This window comes from Bacillus sp. 16GRE42 (genome assembly GCF_019837435.1).
GTDB classification, from domain to species: domain Bacteria; phylum Bacillota; class Bacilli; order Bacillales; family Bacillaceae_G; genus Bacillus_A; species Bacillus_A wiedmannii.
The window spans coordinates 125,447-146,694 of the sequence record NZ_JADAXF010000001.1 but is presented as its reverse complement, the minus strand read 5'-3'; the positions used below and the strand labels follow the sequence as shown (position 1 = coordinate 146,694).

At 36.2% G+C, this 21,248-nt stretch carries 23 protein-coding genes and 3 pseudogenes; 3 read left to right on the top strand and 23 right to left on the bottom strand.

All coding sequences use genetic code 11. The annotated features are described in order from the left end of the window. Window positions 1–35: 35 nt before the first annotated feature. The 17 genes and pseudogenes from ILS93_RS00795 to ILS93_RS00715 form a co-directional block, all read right to left on the bottom strand. Window positions 36–2,213: a hypothetical protein gene (locus ILS93_RS00795; RefSeq protein ID WP_222659674.1), complete on the bottom strand. Its 2,178-nt coding sequence runs from the start codon at window positions 2,211–2,213 to the stop codon at window positions 36–38. A 228-nt stretch (window positions 2,214–2,441) separates the two neighbouring features. Beyond that, window positions 2,442–2,651, bottom strand: a pseudogene (locus tag ILS93_RS00790) (hypothetical protein); the annotation flags it as partial. Between the two features lie 296 nt (window positions 2,652–2,947). Next, a pseudogene (locus ILS93_RS00785) lies at window positions 2,948–4,156 on the bottom strand (DUF2207 domain-containing protein); the annotation flags it as partial. A 230-nt stretch (window positions 4,157–4,386) separates the two neighbouring features. After that, window positions 4,387–4,743, bottom strand: coding sequence for a hypothetical protein (locus ILS93_RS00780; protein ID WP_222659672.1), 357 nt, complete (start codon window positions 4,741–4,743; stop codon window positions 4,387–4,389). A 6-nt stretch (window positions 4,744–4,749) separates the two neighbouring features. Beyond that, window positions 4,750–5,346, bottom strand: a complete 597-nt coding sequence (locus ILS93_RS00775) for a major tail protein (protein WP_222659670.1) — start codon at window positions 5,344–5,346, stop codon at window positions 4,750–4,752. Then, window positions 5,347–5,679 (bottom strand): hypothetical protein, encoded by a 333-nt coding sequence (locus ILS93_RS00770; protein WP_222659668.1) that lies wholly within the window; start codon window positions 5,677–5,679, stop codon window positions 5,347–5,349. Next, complete coding sequence (locus ILS93_RS00765) at window positions 5,676–6,044, bottom strand: HK97 gp10 family phage protein (RefSeq protein ID WP_000179017.1); 369 nt, start codon at window positions 6,042–6,044, stop codon at window positions 5,676–5,678. Before ILS93_RS00765 ends, ILS93_RS00770 begins: the two co-directional genes overlap by 4 nt. Beyond that, on the bottom strand, window positions 6,037–6,336 hold the full coding sequence (locus ILS93_RS00760) for a phage head closure protein (RefSeq protein WP_000997909.1): 300 nt from the start codon (window positions 6,334–6,336) through the stop codon (window positions 6,037–6,039). The genes ILS93_RS00765 and ILS93_RS00760 overlap by 8 nt, the downstream gene beginning before the upstream one ends. Continuing rightward, window positions 6,333–6,605: a head-tail connector protein gene (locus tag ILS93_RS00755; RefSeq protein WP_222659666.1), complete on the bottom strand. Its 273-nt coding sequence runs from the start codon at window positions 6,603–6,605 to the stop codon at window positions 6,333–6,335. The genes ILS93_RS00760 and ILS93_RS00755 overlap by 4 nt, the downstream gene beginning before the upstream one ends. A 2-nt stretch (window positions 6,606–6,607) precedes the next feature. Further along, window positions 6,608–6,898, bottom strand: coding sequence for a hypothetical protein (locus ILS93_RS00750; RefSeq protein WP_222659663.1), 291 nt, complete (start codon window positions 6,896–6,898; stop codon window positions 6,608–6,610). 37 nt (window positions 6,899–6,935) lie between these two features. Next, window positions 6,936–8,102, bottom strand: coding sequence for a phage major capsid protein (locus tag ILS93_RS00745; RefSeq protein WP_222659661.1), 1,167 nt, complete (start codon window positions 8,100–8,102; stop codon window positions 6,936–6,938). A gap of 13 nt (window positions 8,103–8,115) precedes the next feature. Then, window positions 8,116–8,700: an HK97 family phage prohead protease gene (locus tag ILS93_RS00740; RefSeq protein ID WP_222659659.1), complete on the bottom strand. Its 585-nt coding sequence runs from the start codon at window positions 8,698–8,700 to the stop codon at window positions 8,116–8,118. After that, on the bottom strand, window positions 8,666–9,886 hold the full coding sequence (locus ILS93_RS00735; RefSeq protein ID WP_222659657.1) for a phage portal protein: 1,221 nt from the start codon (window positions 9,884–9,886) through the stop codon (window positions 8,666–8,668). Before ILS93_RS00735 ends, ILS93_RS00740 begins: the two co-directional genes overlap by 35 nt. 15 nt (window positions 9,887–9,901) lie before the next feature. Next, on the bottom strand, window positions 9,902–11,587 hold the full coding sequence (locus tag ILS93_RS00730) for a terminase large subunit (protein ID WP_222659655.1): 1,686 nt from the start codon (window positions 11,585–11,587) through the stop codon (window positions 9,902–9,904). Then, the gene (locus tag ILS93_RS00725; RefSeq protein ID WP_222659653.1) at window positions 11,580–11,954 is read right to left on the bottom strand and encodes a hypothetical protein; all 375 of its coding nucleotides are present in this window, start codon (window positions 11,952–11,954) and stop codon (window positions 11,580–11,582) included. The genes ILS93_RS00730 and ILS93_RS00725 overlap by 8 nt, the downstream gene beginning before the upstream one ends. 191 nt (window positions 11,955–12,145) lie before the next feature. Continuing rightward, a complete protein-coding gene (locus ILS93_RS00720; RefSeq protein WP_222659650.1) occupies window positions 12,146–12,448 on the bottom strand; it encodes an HNH endonuclease signature motif containing protein in 303 nt (100 codons plus the stop codon). Between the two features lie 68 nt (window positions 12,449–12,516). After that, entirely contained in the window at window positions 12,517–12,831 is a 315-nt protein-coding gene (locus tag ILS93_RS00715; RefSeq protein WP_222659648.1) for a hypothetical protein, read from the bottom strand. A gap of 17 nt (window positions 12,832–12,848) precedes the next feature. Between ILS93_RS00715 and ILS93_RS29170 the strand changes: the two are divergent. After that, window positions 12,849–12,914, top strand: a pseudogene (locus ILS93_RS29170) (DUF8096 family protein); the annotation flags it as partial. 53 nt (window positions 12,915–12,967) lie between these two features. Here ILS93_RS29170 and ILS93_RS00710 read toward each other — a convergent pair. The 3 genes from ILS93_RS00710 to ILS93_RS00700 form a co-directional block, all read right to left on the bottom strand. After that, complete coding sequence (locus tag ILS93_RS00710; protein ID WP_222659646.1) at window positions 12,968–13,279, bottom strand: hypothetical protein; 312 nt, start codon at window positions 13,277–13,279, stop codon at window positions 12,968–12,970. A 175-nt stretch (window positions 13,280–13,454) separates the two neighbouring features. After that, the gene (locus ILS93_RS00705) at window positions 13,455–14,066 is read right to left on the bottom strand and encodes a hypothetical protein (RefSeq protein ID WP_222659644.1); all 612 of its coding nucleotides are present in this window, start codon (window positions 14,064–14,066) and stop codon (window positions 13,455–13,457) included. Between the two features lie 204 nt (window positions 14,067–14,270). Then, window positions 14,271–15,008, bottom strand: a complete 738-nt coding sequence (locus ILS93_RS00700) for a hypothetical protein (RefSeq protein WP_222659642.1) — start codon at window positions 15,006–15,008, stop codon at window positions 14,271–14,273. Between the two features lie 556 nt (window positions 15,009–15,564). Between ILS93_RS00700 and ILS93_RS00695 the strand changes: the two genes are divergently transcribed. Further along, on the top strand, window positions 15,565–18,405 hold the full coding sequence (locus tag ILS93_RS00695; RefSeq protein WP_222659640.1) for a peptidase G2 autoproteolytic cleavage domain-containing protein: 2,841 nt from the start codon (window positions 15,565–15,567) through the stop codon (window positions 18,403–18,405). A gap of 168 nt (window positions 18,406–18,573) precedes the next feature. Here the strand turns inward: ILS93_RS00695 and ILS93_RS00690 are convergent, their stop codons facing one another. From ILS93_RS00690 to ILS93_RS29030, 3 genes are all read right to left on the bottom strand, one after another. Beyond that, complete coding sequence (locus ILS93_RS00690) at window positions 18,574–18,951, bottom strand: ArpU family phage packaging/lysis transcriptional regulator (RefSeq protein ID WP_222659638.1); 378 nt, start codon at window positions 18,949–18,951, stop codon at window positions 18,574–18,576. Between the two features lie 41 nt (window positions 18,952–18,992). Further along, a complete protein-coding gene (locus tag ILS93_RS00685; protein ID WP_222659636.1) occupies window positions 18,993–19,166 on the bottom strand; it encodes a hypothetical protein in 174 nt (57 codons plus the stop codon). Window positions 19,167–19,244: 78 nt separating this feature from the next. Then, window positions 19,245–19,526: a hypothetical protein gene (locus tag ILS93_RS29030; protein WP_222659634.1), complete on the bottom strand. Its 282-nt coding sequence runs from the start codon at window positions 19,524–19,526 to the stop codon at window positions 19,245–19,247. A 479-nt stretch (window positions 19,527–20,005) separates the two neighbouring features. Between ILS93_RS29030 and ILS93_RS00675 the strand changes: the two genes are divergently transcribed. Further along, on the top strand, window positions 20,006–20,398 hold the full coding sequence (locus tag ILS93_RS00675; protein WP_222659632.1) for a thiol-disulfide oxidoreductase DCC family protein: 393 nt from the start codon (window positions 20,006–20,008) through the stop codon (window positions 20,396–20,398). Window positions 20,399–21,248: the final 850 nt, after the last annotated feature.

The window sequence follows — 21,248 nt, the reverse complement described above, 5'->3', positions numbered from 1 at the left end:
ACACCTCATTTCTTTTAAAATAAAAAAGACCGAACCTAAAAGGCTGAGTTTCTTTGGTCTTCTCTTTCTTGATACTCTTTCGTATATCGATAAGTACCGCGCGCCACATCTCGTCCCTCTAAAATTACAGGAACTTCAACAACTAAATCGCCACCAAGCATCGGAATTACTCCACCACCAGATGATCCGGACGTTTGATTAAATACTTGATTCGATACACTGTTTGTCATGGCTTGTCTGCTATTCGACATATTTCCATAGACACCACTCATAACAGTTTTCAAGCCTGATAATTGATTCATAGAACTAGCCATCATACGGCTCATATCACCCATTAATTGATTCATAGTTCCGGTGATACCTAGTGATTTTTCTTTTGATGATAAAGGTGTAACTATGATTGAATTACCCTTCTTTGTAAATAACTCTGGTCCAGCTTCACCTGTAATGAATGAACCATCACCTACAGGTTTCCCGCCTTTAGCGAGCATTGGAACATGTGGAATAGTTGGAGCACTAACACCTGGTATATTATTTAATAATTCCGCTGGTGTATTAAATCCATCTATGAATTTATTAATGATATGAATAATTCCATTGATAGCTGTACGAATGCCGCTTTTAATACCATCCCAAACGCCTAATACTGCTGATTGCATACCTTCAAATGCTCCGCTAACTGCATTTGTGACCCAACGAACAGGAGTCATAATAGCGTCTTTCAATCCATTCCATACAGAAGATGCGGTCGATTTAATACCTTCCCAAATGTTTGAAAGCGTTGATTTAATACCATTCCAGATACTACTACTTGTACTACTGATCATATTCCAAACAGTAGAGATAGCTTGCTTGATGTTATTAAATACCGAACTTGCTGTGGAAACAATTGAGTTCCATAAACTAGTAAGATAGTTTTTGATCGTATTCCATACCGCACTTGTAGTGGAACTAATTGTGTTCCAGGTGTTTACAATCCAGTCTTTTATTGAATTATATATTGGCGTTACAAAAGTAACTAAACCGTTCCAACATGATTGTAAGAAATTCTTAACAGCATTCCATACAGTCATTGTTGCTGAACTAATTGTATCCCACACGGTAATGATCCAAGACTTGATTTGCTCAAAAATCGGCATAACGAATGCTACAAGCCCATTCCAACAGGAAACTAAGAAATTCTTAATTGTTTCCCATACAAAACTTGTAGTAGAACTAATAGTATTCCAGCACTCAGAAATGAAATTCTTTATACCTTCAAATATTGGTGTAGCAAAATATAAAATCGCTGTCCAAATCGCTTGTAAATATTGGGTAATGAAATTCCATACAGTTTGAATCACTGTGGAAATACCATTCCAAATCATAGAGAAGAAATCAGCAATCCCTTGTAAAATTGGTGTTAGAAAGGCAACTAATCCATTCCATGTCTCTTGGAAGAACGTTGAAATTGAAGTCCATACCTCAGTGAAGAAGGTTGCTATTCCCTGTAAGACAGAAGTAAGGTATTCCACAATTCCATTCCAAATTTCCATACAGAAATTAAAAATAGAAGTCCAAATACCAATGTATGCTTCTAAAATAGCGGTTCCCCAGGTTACGACAAACTCAACTATTCCATTCCATAAGCCTAATAAGAACTCCTTAATTGAGTTCCAGACTTCCGATGTAGTTTCACTAATACTATTCCAAGTATCACTTGCCCATTGTACAATCCCGTCCCATATTCCTACTAAGAACTCTCCAATTGCATTCCAAGCATCAATGGTCCATTGCCTTATAGAATCCCAATTTTGATAAATTAGAACGCCCAAAGCTACTACAGCGGCTAAAACTACGGCAATTAGTGCGACCCATGCCATCATTACAGCCCCTATACCCGATATGACGACAACTATTGGCGCTAAAGCCAAAAACGCCCCTGCTATTACTCCAATAGCTACTGCGATAGCTGCCAAAGTAGCTGCTAATTTCGGATTATTAGAAATCCAATCAGCTATTTTAGCAACAACATCAGCTATAACACTGAGAACAGGTTTGAGAGCCATTTGTAAATCTTGCATTGCTTTTTGAAACTTAACTGCTGGATTTGCATCCATTTTCTTAACAGAATCATTTAATTGATCTTGATTCTTTTTAAAATCAATAGTCTTTTCTTTCGCACCTAGTAAAGTATTAATAATGTTTTGCCCTTGATCTTCATACATTGTCATTTTGTTATCGTAAAGGCTTTTTATCCCTTACCTCTTACACTTCATATTAGTGTAAGCTCGGCATAGGTTTTCACTATTAAAGTGTCGCGGTCTCGTGGAGGGATTATATCTTTTCACCCTCTATGCTCTGCCCCTGACTACACTTTGCATAGCCTTCGGTTCAAGTTAGGAATCTCACCCTTCTTGCTTAATACCGCAATTTTACTTCGGCACAATTTATCATCTACCGAAAAATTTAACACCTAATTCATTACGCTTTGTTTCATCCTCAACTTCTGATAAAGCCTGTGCAATTTCAGTCATAGCTGCCGATCCATCTTTACCACCTTTAGCTACTGCCTGACCCCATTTTTCAACTTGTTCCGCTGAAATTTTTGTGCCTTCAAGGGATTCTTTCATAGCTTTATCGACACCTTGACCAAACTCAGCTGCTTTGATACGTCCTTCTTTTAAACCATCTAAGAGATTATCGATCATTTATATTCAACGCGACTCGCAACATCACGCCCGTTCTCTCATGAACTGCTATACGTCACCGCATAGATTAGACTATATCTTCAACTACTTGAGTTGCTCCCCGTTTCGAGTGTCATTTGCTTACACCCTACGTCTTTCGACTAGTCGTTGCACGTTCCTTAATTAAAAGGCTTCGCTCAGTATTGTCTCATTTGAGAGTTTCACTGAATTAAAGGAGTTTTTCATTGTATGTCGCCATACAAGGGAACTATAATCTAATTCCAGGTTCCTGTTTCAACCCCAGCTTCCATTATTGCTTGGACTTCTTCAGCACTGTATCCCGCTCGCGTTAGCTGTCCTCCATATTCTGCAATGATATCTAATTGTTCAGGTGGAAATCCTATTTTAAGTAACGCGTCTGTCATACCAAGGGCGCCTTCTTGCGAAATCCCTAATTCATTACCTATTTCGTTCACTTCTTGAATTAACTCAGTAAAATCTATACCTTCATAGGATTGTGCAACTGCCGCCGCTCCTTTTACGATAGCTGCATTTGCTTCATCACTTACGCCTTTATTTAAAGCCCATTGTCGGCGTACACCTTCTAAAGATGCTTCGGCATCCACTCCATAAGCTGAAATTCCTCTTACAGCTTCTTCTACTGATTTTTTCGAGGATTCAGGGACATCAAAAGATATATCAATTTTTGTTTGTAACTTTGACATATCCATCGCTTTTTCAATTGCGGTTGCAATTCCCCCACCTGCTGCTAATCCGCCAATAACATTTTCTAATCCTATTTTTAACCCTTCAAATTTCTTCTCAGTTCTTCCAGCTTCTTGTTGTAATTCCCTTAGTTCATTTTGTACTTGTTGAATTGAATTACCAGCATCCACAGATCGAAGCGCACGTTGCAATTTTTCAATATCTGCTTCTGTTCCTAATGCTTCTCGTCCGATAATCCCAATCGCTTGCTCTAACTGCTTACTTGTAGCCGTTCCATTTCGAATTGCATTCACAAGACGATTCCCTAATGCTCCTGCAAAATCATCAACACTTTTCCCAGTTGCGCTAAACAATGTTTCTAATTGTCTTGTGGAACTCGCTACATTATCTTGTTCAGCCTTCATATTTCCGAGCTTATTTTTCAGACCATTAAGAGACCCTTCTGTAAATTCAATCTCACGCCTAAAAGCACGATATTGTTCTTCAGAAATTTTACCGTTTTGAAATTGAGCTTGGACTTGTTGTTCAGCTGCTTTTAATTTATCTAATTTCTGGGTTGTATTTTCTATTTGTTGTGTAAGTAACTGTTGTTTTTGAGAAAGTGCCTCAATATTCCCAGGGTCAAACTTTAGTAAACGTTCAACATCTTTCAATTCTTTTGTTAAATCATTACTTCGTTTATTTACATCTTTTAAAGCATTCTGAATTCCTGTGGTTTCTCCGCCAATTTCAATCGTAATTCCTTTAATTTTCCCTGCCATTTTCTCACCCCTTTCTTAGAATGAATCGAAGTCTTTTTGATTTGCTTTTCTAACTTTTTCTTTGTCTGGATTCTCCATTTCAGCAAATTCAGCAATGTAATCAAAACAATCACCGATTGTCATATCTTCTAAATCCCAACTTGTTAGTTTCGCTTTATAACAAAGAGCAAGGAACGTATCAGTGGTTAATTCTTCATCACTGAAAGCTCCTTGCTCTCCATTACTTTTCCTTATTTTTTTTTTGCACCCATCGTACTTTGAATCATGTCCATAATTTCCGGAAGAATCTCAGAAATAGGGAACTCGTCAAAACCATCTAACCACGTAATTGGATCAGCAATTTCTGAGTTTGCTGCTTTCGCGTATAACCAAACTAGATCATAAACAACCTCAAAATCTACTTTACTTAAATCTGCATTCGCTAAATTAATAGTGGCGCCAGCTTGAGGATTTGAAGGAGCAATAACACCTAATTTGAGCATATCCGCAAATAAATCACGTCTAAATTGTGCTTTATACTTTTTAACCGTTGCCGCTGTACTTTTTAATCTGACTTGTTTCCCGTCTATTGTAATTGTCTTTTCCATTTACTATTACGCTCCTTTTGGTGCTGCTGCTTTTTTTACATACACTTCTTTGTACCAGTTGTTATAAATTTCTTGAGTTGTTTTAGAAGTTGTTTTTGTTTTAACCATTGGTCTTCCACCAGGTGCTAACACCATTGGACTAGAAACAAACTTCAATTCATTTGTATTTGGTTCAGCAGAATTTGTCTTTGTTTTAGATGCAATTGTTGGACGACTCGCTGCACAGTTATACATAACATGTCGAGTCGCATTTACATCGCCATCGAATTCAAATAGTAATGCAAATGGTTTCCCTTTAGCATCAGCTAATTCATTTAATACACCGTCAGTTTCATCTAATTGCTCTCCTAATGCATCAATAGCGAATTGTTCTGGGATAGTAGCGATGTTCAATGTTCCATCGTAGCCTTGGTTATTACTTGCTGCGTAATAAAGCATGTCATCCGCATAGAATTCAATTAAATCACCGCGCGGCTCAAATGTTAGTTCCACCCCACCAGGTAATGGGATTGGCGTACCAAACTTCACTAAAAAATCTTGAATATCAATTGGGACATAATGTACATTCTTCAAACCAAACGTCACTTTATTTTCTTTAGTCATTTATATCAACCTCGTTTCATATATTTTCTGATACATATTTTCAGATTCAATAATCCCTTCAATCGGTGTGTCATAAGGAATCTCATGATTGTCTAGGACTTTTTCAAGTTTGGCTTCTGCAACTAAATTTTTTCTAGTTGTGTAAAGTTCAATATTTACATCATTTATTTTGTGATATACCTTGTTATCTGCCATTAGGTTTGCTGAGCCATCCGCAAGAAAACAAATATACGGCGGACTTGGTATAGGATTACCTGGCGTTACTGTGAAATTCGAATAAGCCACAGGATAACCTGTAGCTTCAAGAATCTTTGTTAATTCACCTAATGTCATTGTTGGATCGCCCTTTCAACAAGTTCTGTAAATTCATTTATCGCTTTTTCTTCTGCTGGAGCGATATGAACTTTAGCTGGTACCCGTCCACCACCAACCTTCGCATGCCCTTTTTCTAATAGGTGTGTTAATTGCGGTTTCAATGCATTATGAACAATAATTGCATTGCCTTCCTTCTTTTTTCTCCATCCTTTGGCATATTTACGTGTATCTTTACGTGTACTTTTAGGACTTTTCTGTTTCAGTTCACTTACTAGATCATTAGCTACTTTTTCTTTTGCTTCTTCCATATCTTCTTCTACAATATGGGCATATCTTTGTAATTCTCTAGCGATTTCACTCGCCCAATCATCTACACTAGCCACCAGATCTCACCTCGCAATATAGTTCGATCCTTTCGTCATCCCGTTCATATGTGCGGTAAATGCTATACTCTTTTTCACAATACTTCACTTTTTGTTCCTCACGGTAATCCAATGTATAAACAATTAATAGACATTTTGGCTTAAACCCATTTTGACCAGCCTTGAAAAACTCATCTTGAGAAATACTTTTTTTCTCGCAAAATACTTGTCTCGTAAAATCTTCTGAAACCTCTACCTGGTTCAACTCATCTTTGTTAGTTATTACAATTGGAAAATATAAAATATCGTTCATTTATAATCACCCGCTAAAGTAAGATGATTCTTAAGCATGTTATATGATAATCGAAATCGCTCTGCTTCCTTAGCATCTGGAATAAAATTAGCTTTTGCATACATGATTATTGCTCGTTTGATTAACGGATCTGTATCATCATTTGTTTTGAAACCAGAAACACCAGATAACTTTAAATCAGTTCGGGCCGCTTCAATCAAATCATCAATTTCATCATCTAAAGCATTATGCGAAACACGTAATGCCTTTTTTACTACTTTAAGCATCATGATTATTCACCAACTGGTTCAAGTTCTTCTAACGCTTTAAGTGCTGCTTCTTTCCCTTTAACCTTTCCTCCATTAGGGAGTTCGTAATATCCTCCGCCAACATGGACAATTTCAGGAACAACTGGTTTATAGTCACCAACTGGTTCAGTTTCTAAGAACCCTTCTTTCTGTAAGAACTCTACTCTTTCTTGATCATCCGTTTTATATGATTCTCCAACACTATAATGCACATAGGAGAACTTATCACGAAATGCTATAATTACTTTGAATTCTTGCATTTTCTTTTCAGACATAAAAAATACCTCCTTATTTCAAATGAAAAAGCGGCTATTAAACAGTCGCCGCTTTCTTAACACGTAAGAATCCATTTTTAGAAATTACGTTACCACCTGCAAATACTGAACCTCTATGAGCAATCATACCTTGCTTGAATTTGAAGTCAGTTGAACGTTGTACATCCATATCAGAAAAGATAGTAAGTTGGTAGTTTGATAACGGACCATAAGCCATGTTGAACTGACCAGCTGTTGTTGCTGCATCGGATACTGCTTTACATGCACTATTGATAATAAATGGTACACCATCAATTGTTCCGGAGTTACCGCTTGATACAACGTTATATACCTTTTTACCATCAGATGTACGAAGTTTAGCAAACGATTTTAAATCCTTTTTATTCAAAATTAATACGGCTGCATCTTCAACATCTTCATCGCCACCATAGCTATAGATGATGTCGTCTAATGTAGAAGCATCAATTTTAGAAATTTCTAAGTCTGTTGTTGGGTCGATTGCTTTTGCCGCAGTCGAGAAAATACCAATAAGTCGATTCGTTGCACCTGTTCCGATTAGGATTTCACGAGTGATTTTCTTGCGTGTCGCAACTATGATACCTTTCATTACTTCACCATCATAATCAGCTGCAGGTAATTTTTGAAGTTCTTCAGTGTCTTCGGAATAAGCAGTGATTTTCGCTTTAGTAATATCAGCATATCCAAACTTCGTCTCAGCATTAGCGTAATCATTTCCTTCAGTTGTATAATCACCTTCACCATAGCTTTCAAGATACGGTTGTTGGTAGCTTTCTCCGCCTTTTAATGTTTTTGTAGATACACGATCAATCAGTGTAGAAACTTCATTGAAAGTAGGTCGGATATCTGAAGCTGTATGTTTCGGAAGTACTACATTTCCACTCCCTACAGTAACAGCACGATTTTCCATCAATGCTTGTCCGCGTTTTTCTGATGTTTCTAACTCTAAATCTTGTTGTGGTGGCTCATTGTTAAACGTTTCAACTACTGTACGTGTTTCTGAATCAGCATTGTTATTAATAACCTCTGCTTCTTTCAATAAGCGCTGACGAGTTTCAATTTGTTTTTGCGCTTCGTCAAGTTCACGTAATTCAGTTTCCAATGCTGCTAAATCTACCTCTTGATCACTTTGTAGTAAAGTGCGAATTTCTGTTTTTCTAGTTAAAATTTCTTGTAATGTTTTCAAATGAATCTCTCCCTTATAAGTAAGTTTTTAAAATTAGTTTTTGTCGTAAGTCTTTTTGATTACGTGCATCTACAAATTGTTTATATGGATCATGACTTCTAACTATTACTTGTGAGTCTGGATAGGCCGGAAATGCAACAGGGCTAATTTCAACTAATTTCGCTTTCGTAACACTACGCACAATATTATCCGGATTAGACTCATCCCACTCTTCTTTCACCATTTGGAAGCCGAAAGAAACGCCGTCAACATCACCGCGTTTAATCGTTTTATACGTATCATCACCAAGTGTTGTATCTGCCAAATCTAATTCAAATCGAAGTCCAATTTCATCTTCAAACAATCGAAGAGTTCCATTCTTAGTTCTACCTAAAACTTGAGAGTAATCATGGCTCCATAACGCTAATTGGTCATCTTGTGTTAAAGAATCTGTAAAAGATCCGCGCTTGAATTGTTCTTTAAATCTTCTCCAATAACCCATTGTCACAGACTTCATTTCCCATTTAACTGCATAACCAATTATTGTTCGAAGCCCCCCTTCAATTTCTCTGATTTCCATTTCACTACTCAGTAGTTCCCTCTTTTCCGTTTGGTTCATTATTATCACCTCCTTCATCGGTGACCTTACCTTCCTTAACTAAGGCTGTATCTAACCTTCTGATTGGTTTATCTCCACCCTCAATTGGGCCAAGTGAAAGAATCGCTCTCCATTCGTTCGGCGTTAACGAACCTCTGTCTACCATTTGAACAAGATTCATTTTTGTACTCATAGAAGCGTATTGAAGAGAAGAAGATTCAAAGATGATTTTGTTCCCAAATCCTCTTTCTTTACGTGAAAAAAGCTTCCTGGTGTATTCTCCAGCAAGCTGCATCGCAAATGGTTCTATTTCTGATTCATAATAGGCATTCCACTCGTCTTCATTGTATTTACTTTGTATAATCTTATCGTTTGTATTGAAGAAATTATAAATACGCTGTACAGTTTCTTGCATTTGCTTTGAATCTGGGACAAACGCTTCCGGTTTTACTTGTTCTAAATCATAACGTGGATCAGAAGAAGCCGCACCGCCATCATTTGCGATATTTAAATAGTTATTAACAAAGTTTTTAACCTGCATGTCGATATCTTCTTGCTTCAATACTGATTTGAATTTTAAAATCCACTTTACTACAGCGCTGTTTTTAATCGCTTTAACAATACCTTGATCAGTAGTCGTTACAATCTCCATCAATTGTGACAAAGCTTTACCAGGATGTTCTCCAAAAAAATCATTTTCATTAAAATCTTTACGCAAATGAATTACATCAGTATATGGAACAGTCATTTGTTTTCCATTTTTAAAGTAAAACTTCAAAAAGATATCTCCATATGTCCCTTCAACAACTTCAACTGTCGTGCAAGGTATTGGATATATCTCAGAAGCATAACCTAAGTCATCTCGTTTAATATAAGCAAAAGCATTATGATTCAGTTCTAATTGATTTGTCATTTTTTCTTGGAACATTTGACCTGTCATCAATGGGTTAGGTTCTTCTAATAAAAATCTAATGTATGGATCTGGATTAACTTTAAACTCTGTTTTACTATCCCTGATGTGCTTGGCAACTAACTTCCCAACAGCTTTTGCCTTAGGTCGTATACAAGCTCTAATAATGTCACTCTGAAAAATATCTCCATTCCAAGAAAAGAAACCACCGCCATTATCACTAATCATTTCATAACGATTATAACTTTTCGTAGCTGAAGTTGTTTTTTTTCCAAATATCTTATCGAATAACCCCAATTTCTCACCTCCTTCTTAAATCATGTTGAGATAATCATTTCTCTTTTCTTGAAGGATTACATAAGCGTTTAAAAGTGCTGCTGTTCCATCAATACGGCGGCGCTGATTCTTTGTTTTATTCGGTTGTATGTTTAAGTTCTTATCAATATCAATTGCTGTATTAGAAAGACACCATTTATCAATTGGATTATTGTTGTAATTCACTAATTTCGATTCCAAATCAGCTCCTAATAATTTCATAGGGCTAGATAAAGTTTGTTTACCTTGTGCAACTGGAACCATAGCTTCTTTACCGAAATATCCTTCCATTTCTTCAACCCAATATTTTGCTGACCATCTATCATAGCCAATCCAAGGAAGATAAATTCTGTATTCATCCCTGATTTCTAAGAACCATTCTGTCACATATTTATAATGAACTGAATTACCTGGCGTAGTTCTTAACAACCCTTGTTCATACCATAAATCATAAGGTATTTTATCTTCTTTACTTCTTTGTTCTAATAAATCTTCAGGGAGCCAGTACATCTGCTTAACATAAATATGAGGATCATCTGGAACCATAAAAATAACCTTCGCTGCTGTTAAATCGGTAGTTGAAGATAAGTCGGAACCACCAATTCCATAGGAAGGTTTTAATTCTGCAATATCAAACGTTGCAGTGTTATTTAATTGTTCGAATGTTAACCATGCTTCTGTTGAAGTTTCTCTAATATTAAAATCTTTTGTGAGTAAGTTTTTAACAAGCATAGCATTTGCTTTCGCTTTTTCTACTTTACTTCTTAATTGATCTAAGTTTTTGATTGTACCAAGTCCCGGATTCGCTTTCTTCCAACATGACTCTTCTGTCCATTCTTCACGTTTATCTAATTCATAAATAATAGGAAGAACTCGTTCATCTTTATAGCCATCAGGATCATCATAACCGTTGATAATGCGTTCAGCTTCTTCATACTTAATATCAAAAATACCTTCTCGAACTGTACCAGCAGTTGTTGTAATAATTGATATCGGTTGTTCACGAGCCGTCATACCGTCAACAATAACATCATAAAGATTCTTATCTTCAATAGCATGTAGTTCATCTATTAATGAACAATGCACGTTAAGTCCATCAAGTGTATTTGAATCACTTGAAAGAGGTTTGAAAGAACCATCGTTAAAATCTGAAATCATTTCAGCTACTAACGTACGAATTCTTTTAGAAAGAACCGGTGATTTTTTCACCATTCTCTTTGCTTCAGACCAAATAATTTTAGCCTGGTCTTTTTTAGTTGCTGCCGATACAATTTCGGGTCCTGGTTCATTATCAGCAACCATTAAATAAAGAGCAATTGCAGAGCCCCAAGCTGATTTTCCGTTTTTGCGGGCAACAATTAACATAAACTCACGGTATTTTCTTATACCATCTATTTTATGAACAAACCCAAATAAAGCAGCCGTCATAGCTTTTTGCCACAGTTCTAATAAGAATGGTTTGCCACCCATTTTACCTTTACTGTGTTTGCAAAAGTTCTCAACAAATTCAATTGCATGATTTGCACGTTTGGCGTTATATTCCCATTCAATTTTTGTACTGCTAATATCTGTGACGAGTTTTTTATAAACTCGTCTAACTTTATCCGACACAATTTCCTGTCCTGTTTTTATTTTGTACCAGTAATCTAGAATTGGATTATACGATAAAGGATACTCAATCACACTTATTTACAAACCCATCAAATCCGTCATCTTGTTCTTTGGGTTCAGGTATTTTTTTAGGAATATAATCGCCTAATTGTTTCATGATAGTTTGATAACTTTTGTTCATCGCTATGTATCTTCTTGCTACTGGTCTTTCTCTTTCATAAGGTTCTTGATTTTCAGATTGCGAGAACATTTCATCATACCCATTCTCATCAAGATCTTTACGGATATCTTCTAGTCGAACACGTAAATCTGCCGCTTCAACAATTAACCCTTCTACAACCATGAGAGTATCTTTTGGCATCTCTTTATAAATCCTTTTAAGTCTGTTTACTTCTTTTTTAACTCGTTCTTCTTTTTTTAGCTCCTTCTTTATCGCCATCGACTACACCTCACTTTTTTGTTTTTGGGTAGGGGGGTCACGTGAAATAACCTGTGTGTTACACGAATCTCCCCATTCGGTCCCCCTATGAACCCTTTGTTTATTTTTGAAAAGGGGGGATTGGTTCTTTTTGTTTTTGATTCTTTTCTACTATTTATCCTTTAGTTAACGGTTTGCCATTACACTGTATCCTATTCCCTCCTAATCAAATCACCATGCTGATCAAACATTACATCTTCTCTAATTAATACAGCTTTACCAAACGTCTTAGTGTTATGGCAAGGTAAGCATAAGTATTGTAGGTTCTCATGGTTCAATGTGATATTTGGATTGTCTATACTGTCAGGTGTTATCTCAACAATATGGTCAACGATATATCCAGGTCCTTCTTTACAATGCTCACACAAACCAGCTAACGTTGTAGCAATGTATGATTCTCTGCACTTCTCCCATGCTGTAGACTTATAGAATTTCTTTGCGTATTCTTTTGCCATTCACCCACCTCACGATAATCTCTTTTATAAAATAAAAAAAACATCCATTCAGGATGTTTTCTCTACTACTATAAATAACTTTCTTCCATTTTCTTTAACTGTAACCAATGGGTATTTAGTTTCCCGTTAGATACATCATCGGAAACAATCATCAACTTTTGCTCTTCACTAATTTCATGAATAAAATCATTTCCTATATCCAATAGCCATTGGTTAATATCAACGCCTATCAAACCACAATCTGCAGCAACTTGTGCAGTAGTTGATACTCCTAACACAAGAATCAATTCTTTATCTTTAGTGAAGCTAATTGCGTCATAACTCCCTAATCTAGGGTACTCACAAACCGTTAGATTCTCATCACTATAAATAATCTTATTCATTATCTTCTCCCCACCTTTCACCCATTAAAGATTTCATCTATTTAAGAGAATGCCGTAAATGCGGCATGAAGAAAAGTATCTAGCCCCGAATCGGGCTTTTTTCTTTATAAAATAAAAAGCAGCGAATTCGCTACTTTTATTTGTTCCAATCTTTAAAATCAGGGTATTTACTATACTCTTTCCTAATAACATCTTCATGCCAATCATCTTTCGTATCTGGTCTTGATGTTTTGTTATTGTATTCATTGACATCGCCATTACTATTGAACCATTCTTTATTTCTGTGGACATAGCGGTAAATAAATTGTCTAGCTTCTTTTAATGAGTTAAATTCTCCAAAGTATGTTTTTTGATTTATTCCTACCGCATAGCCATTTACAAAGTAAGTTGTCCCACTTTCTCCATGCGTTTCAAAAAAAGGTCTTTTTGACTCTTCTATTTTTCTCACATCAACATCCCCCTTTTCAATTCACTTTTTATCTATAATATAGAATAAAAAAGCTACTTTTGAAAAGTTTCATATTTTATTTAAAATTAAATGTAATAAAATACAAATCTCATACATCACAGTTTTTTCGTTCACTGAGTTCGTTTGTTTTGTACAAAATAAAAAGCACCTATTTTTAGGCGCTTACAACATTATTATTCACTTCTTTAATTTCCTGTCCTATATCCTGTTTTTTCTTTAATTCTATACATCTTTTGATTATTTTGTAATAAAAAAATCTTTTTTTCATGGCTCTATTATGGCTCCAAACGGTATACATACACATAGCACTAATAACAAACAACAATGGGTAAAAAATAAATGTTGCAACCTGATTTAATGAAATATCAAAGGATTCATTATATACCTTTTGCATTTCATTAATTGCATTTTCTTTGTTCTCACTAATATCAATAACAGATTTCCCAAATACATTAAACAAAGTCTGAACATATGTATTATAGAAAGTAAAAATAGCTACTGTTGTACCCACAAGAATTGAACTCCATATACTCAATGTCGTTTGTTTAAAGCCAGATTGCTTATACATATCTGTCTCTATTTCTAGACTATCCTCTAAAAGAAATAACTCTTCTTCCGAATGATCTTGCGTTGCTTTTTCAATAAATTCTTCACATTGTTTAAAAGTAATGTTTTTAACAGTACTCTTTTCACCACAATATTCTTTTAATTTCCCATCCATATAATGAGTAACATTTGTGAATTTAGGATCTTTTCTAACATACATCTAATCATCCTTCTCTTATATCTGATTATAAATATAATATCATATACAAGTTCAGATTGTTAATACCTATTAAAATTATTTTACAAAGGTTATTAGTTTGTAGTTTGAAATTCTTCCATACATCCGTCCTCCAATAATACCACCTCACGTTCGAATTTGTTTTGCGCAAAAGAAAAAGCACTCTAAATGAGCACTTTACCTTTCTTACTTATTAAAGTATTTATTATATTTTTTATTATCTATCTTTTGAGCTGCTTTTTTGTAAATTTGCTCCATTTTCTCATCATCAATCTCTTCACCTTTTTTATTCTCTTCTTTTACTCTTTTCCATTCTGACTTAAGTACTACTTGAAATAAATAACCTAAGTCTTGAGCTAATTCTTTCATCTGAACAGAATTAAACTCAGAAATATTACCTCTACGTAATTGACGATTAATTGTTCCCTGCAATTTCCTTATTTCTTTACTAACAGGTTCTGTTGGATTTAATAAAAAATAAACATTATTACCTATATATGTAAGTTCGTAATATCTCTCTCTCATTAAGCTATCATCAACATCACCTTTACCATGTTTCAATTTGTTCATATCGTTCATTTGAATGTTTGAAATCTTGACGTACTCGCTAAATTTATCCCTCATTGTATTTATCCATTTTACTCTCTCGGTGCTAATGGCATCTATATACCTTCTTTGCTCTAAAGCTTTAAGATTTTTCTCGCCTAATTCTTTTGTAAGTTTACGTGTTTGTTCATCCATTTCTTTTTTTAAATCATTAGTATTATTCACATTTTTACGTGTATTATGGACAGTATATAAAACGCCTACTAAAGAAAGAACACCTACCCATAATTTAACATCAATTCCACTTAAAATCTTTTGAATTTCACTAACAATCTCTATAATTTTACTAATAACTTCTATACTTGATTGTATATCCATGCTTCCTCTCATCCTTCATTGTTTTTGATACACATAATTATAACGCATCACGAAATCATTATATAGTACTAAATAATTATTAAATGAGAGGTGTTTATATTTCTTATTGAACCAACTATAAAAATACCATGCTCAATAAGAAACACAAAAGCCACGATACTAACGCATCGCGGCTGAATCTATAATATAATTGGTCTTTTCGTCCTTTTCGCGGATTCTTACCGCCCTCGCCCGTTCTCCGGTAACGTTTTGATAAAGGGGCTATGATCATTGATTATGAGCGCATAGATACGTTATCCCCGCACTATTCTTTTTTCAAAGAACTGTATAGGTATAGCGTAATATTGATTCTGTTTTGAAAAACCCCCAATAATATCCCTTTTTTATCGGAGATCACCACTTCTTATACCCTTCCTTTCGAACTGCTTACTAATAAAATAGCGTTTTTATTTAATTTTATTAACAAAAATACTACAAGCTCTATTAACCTTGTATTTTCATATTCCATTCACAATTCACATTTATTAGTAAAGGGTTGAAATATTGGAGGTGGATTATGTCAAATGAAAGTCCATTTAATTCGCATGAAAGCTTACAAGGAGCTGCACTAGACCCAAGTTTAATTGGACCCACGTTACCAGCTGTCCCACCATTCACATTTCCAACTGGGCCGACCGGAAATACTGGACCGACTGGTGTCACTGGGCCGACCGGACCCACTGGTCCACCCGATGGACCGACTGGTGATATCGGACCGACTGGTGATATCGGACCGACTGGTGATACCGGGCCGACTGGTGATATCGGACCGACTGGTGATACCGGGCCGACTGGTGATATCGGACCGACTGGTGATACTGGGCCGACTGGTGATATCGGACCGACTGGTGATACTGGGCCGACTGGTGATATCGGACCGACTGGTGATACTGGGCCGATTGGTAATACTGGGCCGACTGGTGATACTGGGCCGATTGGTGATACTGGGCCGACTGGTGATACTGGGCCGACTGGTGATACTGGGTCGACTGGTGATACCGGACCGACTGGTGATACTGGGCCAACTGGTGATACTGGGTCGACTGGTGATACTGGGCCGACTGGTGATACTGGGCCGACTGGTGATACTGGGCCGACTGGTATTACTGGACCAACCGGACCGACCGCTCCACCACTAATTTGTGATGTAGCTGGCAGCATTGGAGAATGCAACTTTGAAGGAAGCCCTGTAGAGAATGGTGATTGTTCATTCGCAGAAGGATGTGGTACGACTGCTAATGGAGATTGCTCTCACGCGGAAGGATGTGGTACTGAAGCAAACGGAGTTTGTTCTCATGCGGAAGGTTGTTGCTCGATTGCTAATGGAGATTGCTCTCACGCTGAAGGAGGTGAAACTGTAGCAACTGGCGATGCCTCTCACTCGGAAGGACAATTAACTAGAGCAAATGGTGTTGCCTCGCATGCAGAAGGACGTGGCACTCTAGCAAGTTCTGTCGCAGCGCATGCTGAAGGTTTACTCACTCAAGCAAACGGAGAGGCTTCTCATGCAGAAGGTTTTGGAAATATAGCAAGCGGAACTGCTTCTCATGTAGAGGGTGGCGCTCAAGATCCAGCTGGTAACGATGCTCCCAATCTAGCTAGTGGTTCTAGTGCTCATGCTGAAGGAGTTGGAACAATAGCCAGTGGATTTGCTTCTCATGCTGAAGGTGGAACCTCTGATATTACTATCATGCCAGGTTCACAAGCATTAGGAGATTTCTCTCATGCAGAAGGTGTAAGTACAATAGCCAGTGGATTTGTTTCCCATGCGGAAGGATTCCACACAACTGCCAGTGGAGATGATTCGCATGCGGAAGGTGTAAACACAACTGCTAGTGTATTTGCTTCCCATGCAGAAGGAATTCAAACAACTGCCAGTGGGCAGGGTTCTCATGCCCAAGGTCAAGATACAATTGCTAGTGGGGTTGTATCACATGCGGAAGGGATAAACACAATTGCCGGTGGATTTGCTTCCCATTCAGAAGGTGTTCTTACAAATGCTAGTGGAGATTTTTCACATGCGGAAGGAAATGCTACAACTGCTAGTGGCACTACTTCTCATGCAGAAGGTCAAAATACAATAGCAAGTGGAAATTTCTCACATGCGGAAGGAAATGCTACAACTGCTAGTGGCACTAGCTCGCATGCGGAAGGGATTAATACAAATGCAACGGGATTTTTCTCACATGCAGAGGGAATTCAAACAACTGCCAATGGAAATGGTTCTCATGCCCAAGGAAATGGTACAACTGCTAGTGGAAGTGCTTCTCATGCAGAAGGTATCTTTACAGCTGCCAGTGGAAATGGTTCTCATGCCCAAGGTCAGAATACAATAGCAAGTGGAGATGGTTCTCATGCAGAAGGATTTTCTACAATAGCAAGTGGAGGTGGTTCTCATGCAGAAGGAAGTGCTACAACTGCTAGCGGGGCCCTTTCACATGCGGAAGGAAATGTTACAACTGCTAGTGGAATCGCTTCTCATGCAGAAGGTCAGAATACCGTAGCAATTGGGCATATCTCACATGCGGAAGGAAGTCAAACAACTGCCAGTGGCTTTGCTTCCCATTCAGAAGGAGGCGGTACAAATGCAACGGGATTTTTCTCGCATGCAGAAGGAATTCAAACAACTGCTAGTGGCACTAGCTCGCATGCAGAAGGAGAAAATACTACCACTGCAGGATTTCAAAATGCCCATATAATGGGACGCTTTGGTGATGCGACAGAGCCCAATTCATGGTTTATCGGAAACGGCACAACGAGTATTTTAAGAGGTTTAGGAGCCAAATGGTTGGCAAGCGATGGTGAGATGTATATTGACGGTGCTACTTATAACACAGGTGGAGCAGATGTTGCCGAGATGTTTGAAACAATCGATGGAAATATCATAGATGTCGGTTACTTTGTCACATTAGAAGGAGAGAAAATTAGAGTAGCTACTTCAACAGATGACTTTATTTTAGGAATAAGCAGTGCAACTCCTAGCTTACTTGGGAATAGTGCGGGTTTAAGCTGGCATGGTCGTTATATACTTGATGAATGGGGACGTAGAATCTATCATGAAGTGACAATCCCAGCAAAAAAAAATCAGGATGGGACTGAAATTACCCCTGAGCACTCGGAAATACAACCGGTTATAAACCCAGAATGGAATTCAAAACATGAGTACATCCCAAGAAAAAAACGACCTGAATGGGTGCCAATAGGATTAATTGGAAAGATTCTAGTAAGAGATGATGGTACATGTCAAGTAAATGGATATTGTCATCCAAATAACGAAGGAGTTGCAACAGTTGCAAATAATGGATACAGAGTAATGAAACGTACAGGACCAAATCAAATTTTGGTGTTATTTCGCTAAAATATAAATACTGTCTTAAATGTGCAAAAACAAACAAAATTATTTATCCTTAACAAATAAGCCCTGCCATTAGGCAGAGCGAGTAAGATGGTTTACATGTATCATATAACAATCTATCTCAACAGCACAAAAAGCCATAACTTCATTTTCACTAGAATAAAACCGCGTTTATATAATCCCTAAAGCAGTAGCTATCAAACGGATAGCTACTTTTTTATTCTGATAAAAATTATCGCGTCTCATCATTAACTCGTTATAAACATATGAATCTTTCACTTTCTCATTCCCCAAATACTTCAATTCAATTATCTGACGTTGATCATTATCAAGAGCATATTTTAACGTCCGTTCCATTTGTTTAAAGCGTATCTCATGATTCTTATCATCACCTTTCATTTTAGGAAAAAGAACAACGTATCCAGCTTGCTTCTGTTCTTCTTGATTTTTCATCCGGACGCACAATGCTTTGTAGTTTTTCAGCTCCTTCACCACAAGTCTACGCATCTCCTTTTCATCGATGTCTTCAAAAAAAGACAATTGATTCATACGATACGGTTCCCCTCCGTTCGATCTACTCTGCTAAACTTTTACTTCATTTCCTTTTTACATTCTTCAAGAAAATCGATTACTTCTTGAGTCTGTGCTCTCGTTGAAAGTAATTCCATCACATTTCCTTCTGTGTTATATATACGGATCGTTCTTTCCTTTAACTCTATACCTAACATCCCATCATCGCCTAAAAGCTTTATGTTGTTCTCCATTCTCCTAACCTCGCTTTCTATTAGAAGGATTATTTTGTTAAAAAATCCATTCTAATTTATAAACACTAGCTTTTTCTTCTATTTACCATTAAAATTTAATAGAAATATTTCGATAACAAAGGAGCAACCTATGAAGCATAATATAACTCTACGGTACTTTATTTTTTCACTCATTTGTATCGGCTTATTCTTTTTATATCTTGAAGTATGGTCACCTAAAATGAATATACCTATAAATTCAGTATCTTTTCCTCTTTTATTTACTTTACTAGCCTTAACAATAGGAACTTTTTTTGTTATTTTGGTAAGATTCTCTAAGATAAATAATTGGAAAGCGATGATCCTACTAGCATTTTTCATTGTCTTTGTTTTTAGCACTTATTTTGTTTGTGGCATATAGAATAAGTTCAAATGAAAACCTTTAAATCTCCTTCTGAATAAAACTCAATATTACTTCAATACTGTAGACAACCCATTTCGATCCATATTCCATGATTAGAGCAGTTAGCCTTTGCTAGCTGCTCTTTTGTGATTCATCGTCACATTATGATGAAATGTTCATATATTATCTCGAAGCAAAAACCCTAATTTTCTTTTTAACATCTCACTTTTCCCTTAAAGAGCACTTTATTTAGTGCTCTTTTTGGTAATCTCGTAAAGTTCTATTGTTCCATTAAGAGGACCCGCACCTCTAATCGGGGCTTTTTTTATGTTTTCTACTCAAATAGCGTTTTTATTAAAAACTCTTCGTAGTTCAATAATTCACAATGAGTGTATTTATATTCTCTTTTCAGTTAAAATAAAAAGCATTCAAATAAACGTTTTAGAAAGGATTATAAATGACACAAATTATACTCTTTGACGGAGACTGCAACTTATGTAATCAAAGTGTTCAATTTATTATTAAAAGAGATTCTAAAGGATATTTTAAATTTGCATCACGCCAAAGTAACATAGGTATTCAGTTATTAAATCAATACAACATTAGCGAAACAATAGATAGCGTGGTATTAATTGATAATAATAAAGCTTATACAGAATCAGATGCCATACTGAATATTTGTAGGCACTTAAAAGGAAGTTGCAAATTATTTTTCATCCTTTTTATAATCCCAAAACCTATTCGGAACCTTTATTACAAAAAAATTGCAGAAAATAGATACAACTGGTTTGGCAAACAAAAACAATGTCTTATCCCTAATCCGGATATCAAAAAAAGATTTTTAGAGTAGTTAAAAATATAAATATTCCCATGAATCTCTCTTTGAGAGATTCTATTTTTTATTCAGCAAAATAAGAATTTTGTTCAGTTTCACTCTAGAAGTAAATTGTCATTTTTTCATTCAACCGAGTTCATAACATATTCTTTTCCTCCGATAAAATAATGATTAGGTGTCCCATTCGCATTTTATCCATTGGAAATAATACCTTTCACGTACTTACGTATTAGAAACTTCATATCTGCATCTTCTGCAACAGCAATTTTGTTCACTTTTTCGATACATTTATGAAACATTCACATGTTATCTTCATTATGTTCTATTCTTTTTGAAGAACCATGTGAGAATACCAAAACAAGAAGCCCTAGAGCCCTAACTCTAGGGTCTTTTTGTTTTTAAATAAGGATTTTGTTTAGTTTTATAACATCTCACTTGCGTAATATTTCAATTTATTAACAATAGGACATTTAATAATGTTAAAATATAGAAGTAGTTCATTTTATTACTAGGAGGGATCTCTATGTCCATGGGAACTTGGGCTGCAATTTTTATTGCTATATTTTGCGGAGTTATTTCTTCTAATAGCAAGTTGAAAAACTTCCGTAATAAAAATGGATAAACATCCCGCTGAAATGCTAGATATCTAGCATTTCAGCTACTAATCTATCCCAAATAACTATTTTATTGAATTTTTCAACTCATATTCCGCATATAATGTGCTAGGATGCTCCACGATATTATACAGTACTCCTCCTTTTTTAAATTCCCCAATTGCATACCACTACTGTAACAACTTCACTTGTTTCTTTAATCTTAACCGTTCCATCATCTTCAAAAAGATGTGTTTGATATCCCATTTTCG

Excerpts from the sequence above, each read along its gene's own strand:
- ILS93_RS00795 (WP_222659674.1), bottom strand. The coding sequence starts at position 2,213 with ATGACAATGTATGAAGATCAAGGGCAAAACATTATTAATACTTTACTA.
- ILS93_RS00780 (WP_222659672.1), bottom strand. The coding sequence starts at position 4,743 with ATGGAAAAGACAATTACAATAGACGGGAAACAAGTCAGATTAAAAAGT.
- ILS93_RS00775 (WP_222659670.1), bottom strand. The coding sequence starts at position 5,346 with ATGACTAAAGAAAATAAAGTGACGTTTGGTTTGAAGAATGTACATTAT.
- ILS93_RS00770 (WP_222659668.1), bottom strand. The coding sequence starts at position 5,679 with ATGACATTAGGTGAATTAACAAAGATTCTTGAAGCTACAGGTTATCCT.
- ILS93_RS00760 (WP_000997909.1), bottom strand. The coding sequence starts at position 6,336 with ATGAACGATATTTTATATTTTCCAATTGTAATAACTAACAAAGATGAG.
- ILS93_RS00755 (WP_222659666.1), bottom strand. The coding sequence starts at position 6,605 with ATGATGCTTAAAGTAGTAAAAAAGGCATTACGTGTTTCGCATAATGCT.
- ILS93_RS00750 (WP_222659663.1), bottom strand. The coding sequence starts at position 6,898 with ATGTCTGAAAAGAAAATGCAAGAATTCAAAGTAATTATAGCATTTCGT.
- ILS93_RS00740 (WP_222659659.1), bottom strand. The coding sequence starts at position 8,700 with ATGAACCAAACGGAAAAGAGGGAACTACTGAGTAGTGAAATGGAAATC.
- ILS93_RS00725 (WP_222659653.1), bottom strand. The coding sequence starts at position 11,954 with ATGGCGATAAAGAAGGAGCTAAAAAAAGAAGAACGAGTTAAAAAAGAA.
- ILS93_RS00720 (WP_222659650.1), bottom strand. The coding sequence starts at position 12,448 with ATGGCAAAAGAATACGCAAAGAAATTCTATAAGTCTACAGCATGGGAG.
- ILS93_RS00715 (WP_222659648.1), bottom strand. The coding sequence starts at position 12,831 with ATGAATAAGATTATTTATAGTGATGAGAATCTAACGGTTTGTGAGTAC.
- ILS93_RS00705 (WP_222659644.1), bottom strand. The coding sequence starts at position 14,066 with ATGTATGTTAGAAAAGATCCTAAATTCACAAATGTTACTCATTATATG.
- ILS93_RS00700 (WP_222659642.1), bottom strand. The coding sequence starts at position 15,008 with ATGGATATACAATCAAGTATAGAAGTTATTAGTAAAATTATAGAGATT.
- ILS93_RS00695 (WP_222659640.1), top strand. The coding sequence starts at position 15,565 with ATGTCAAATGAAAGTCCATTTAATTCGCATGAAAGCTTACAAGGAGCT.
- ILS93_RS00690 (WP_222659638.1), bottom strand. The coding sequence starts at position 18,951 with ATGAATCAATTGTCTTTTTTTGAAGACATCGATGAAAAGGAGATGCGT.
- ILS93_RS00685 (WP_222659636.1), bottom strand. The coding sequence starts at position 19,166 with ATGGAGAACAACATAAAGCTTTTAGGCGATGATGGGATGTTAGGTATA.
- ILS93_RS29030 (WP_222659634.1), bottom strand. The coding sequence starts at position 19,526 with ATGAAAAATGCTAGTAGGATCATCGCTTTCCAATTATTTATCTTAGAG.
- ILS93_RS00675 (WP_222659632.1), top strand. The coding sequence starts at position 20,006 with ATGACACAAATTATACTCTTTGACGGAGACTGCAACTTATGTAATCAA.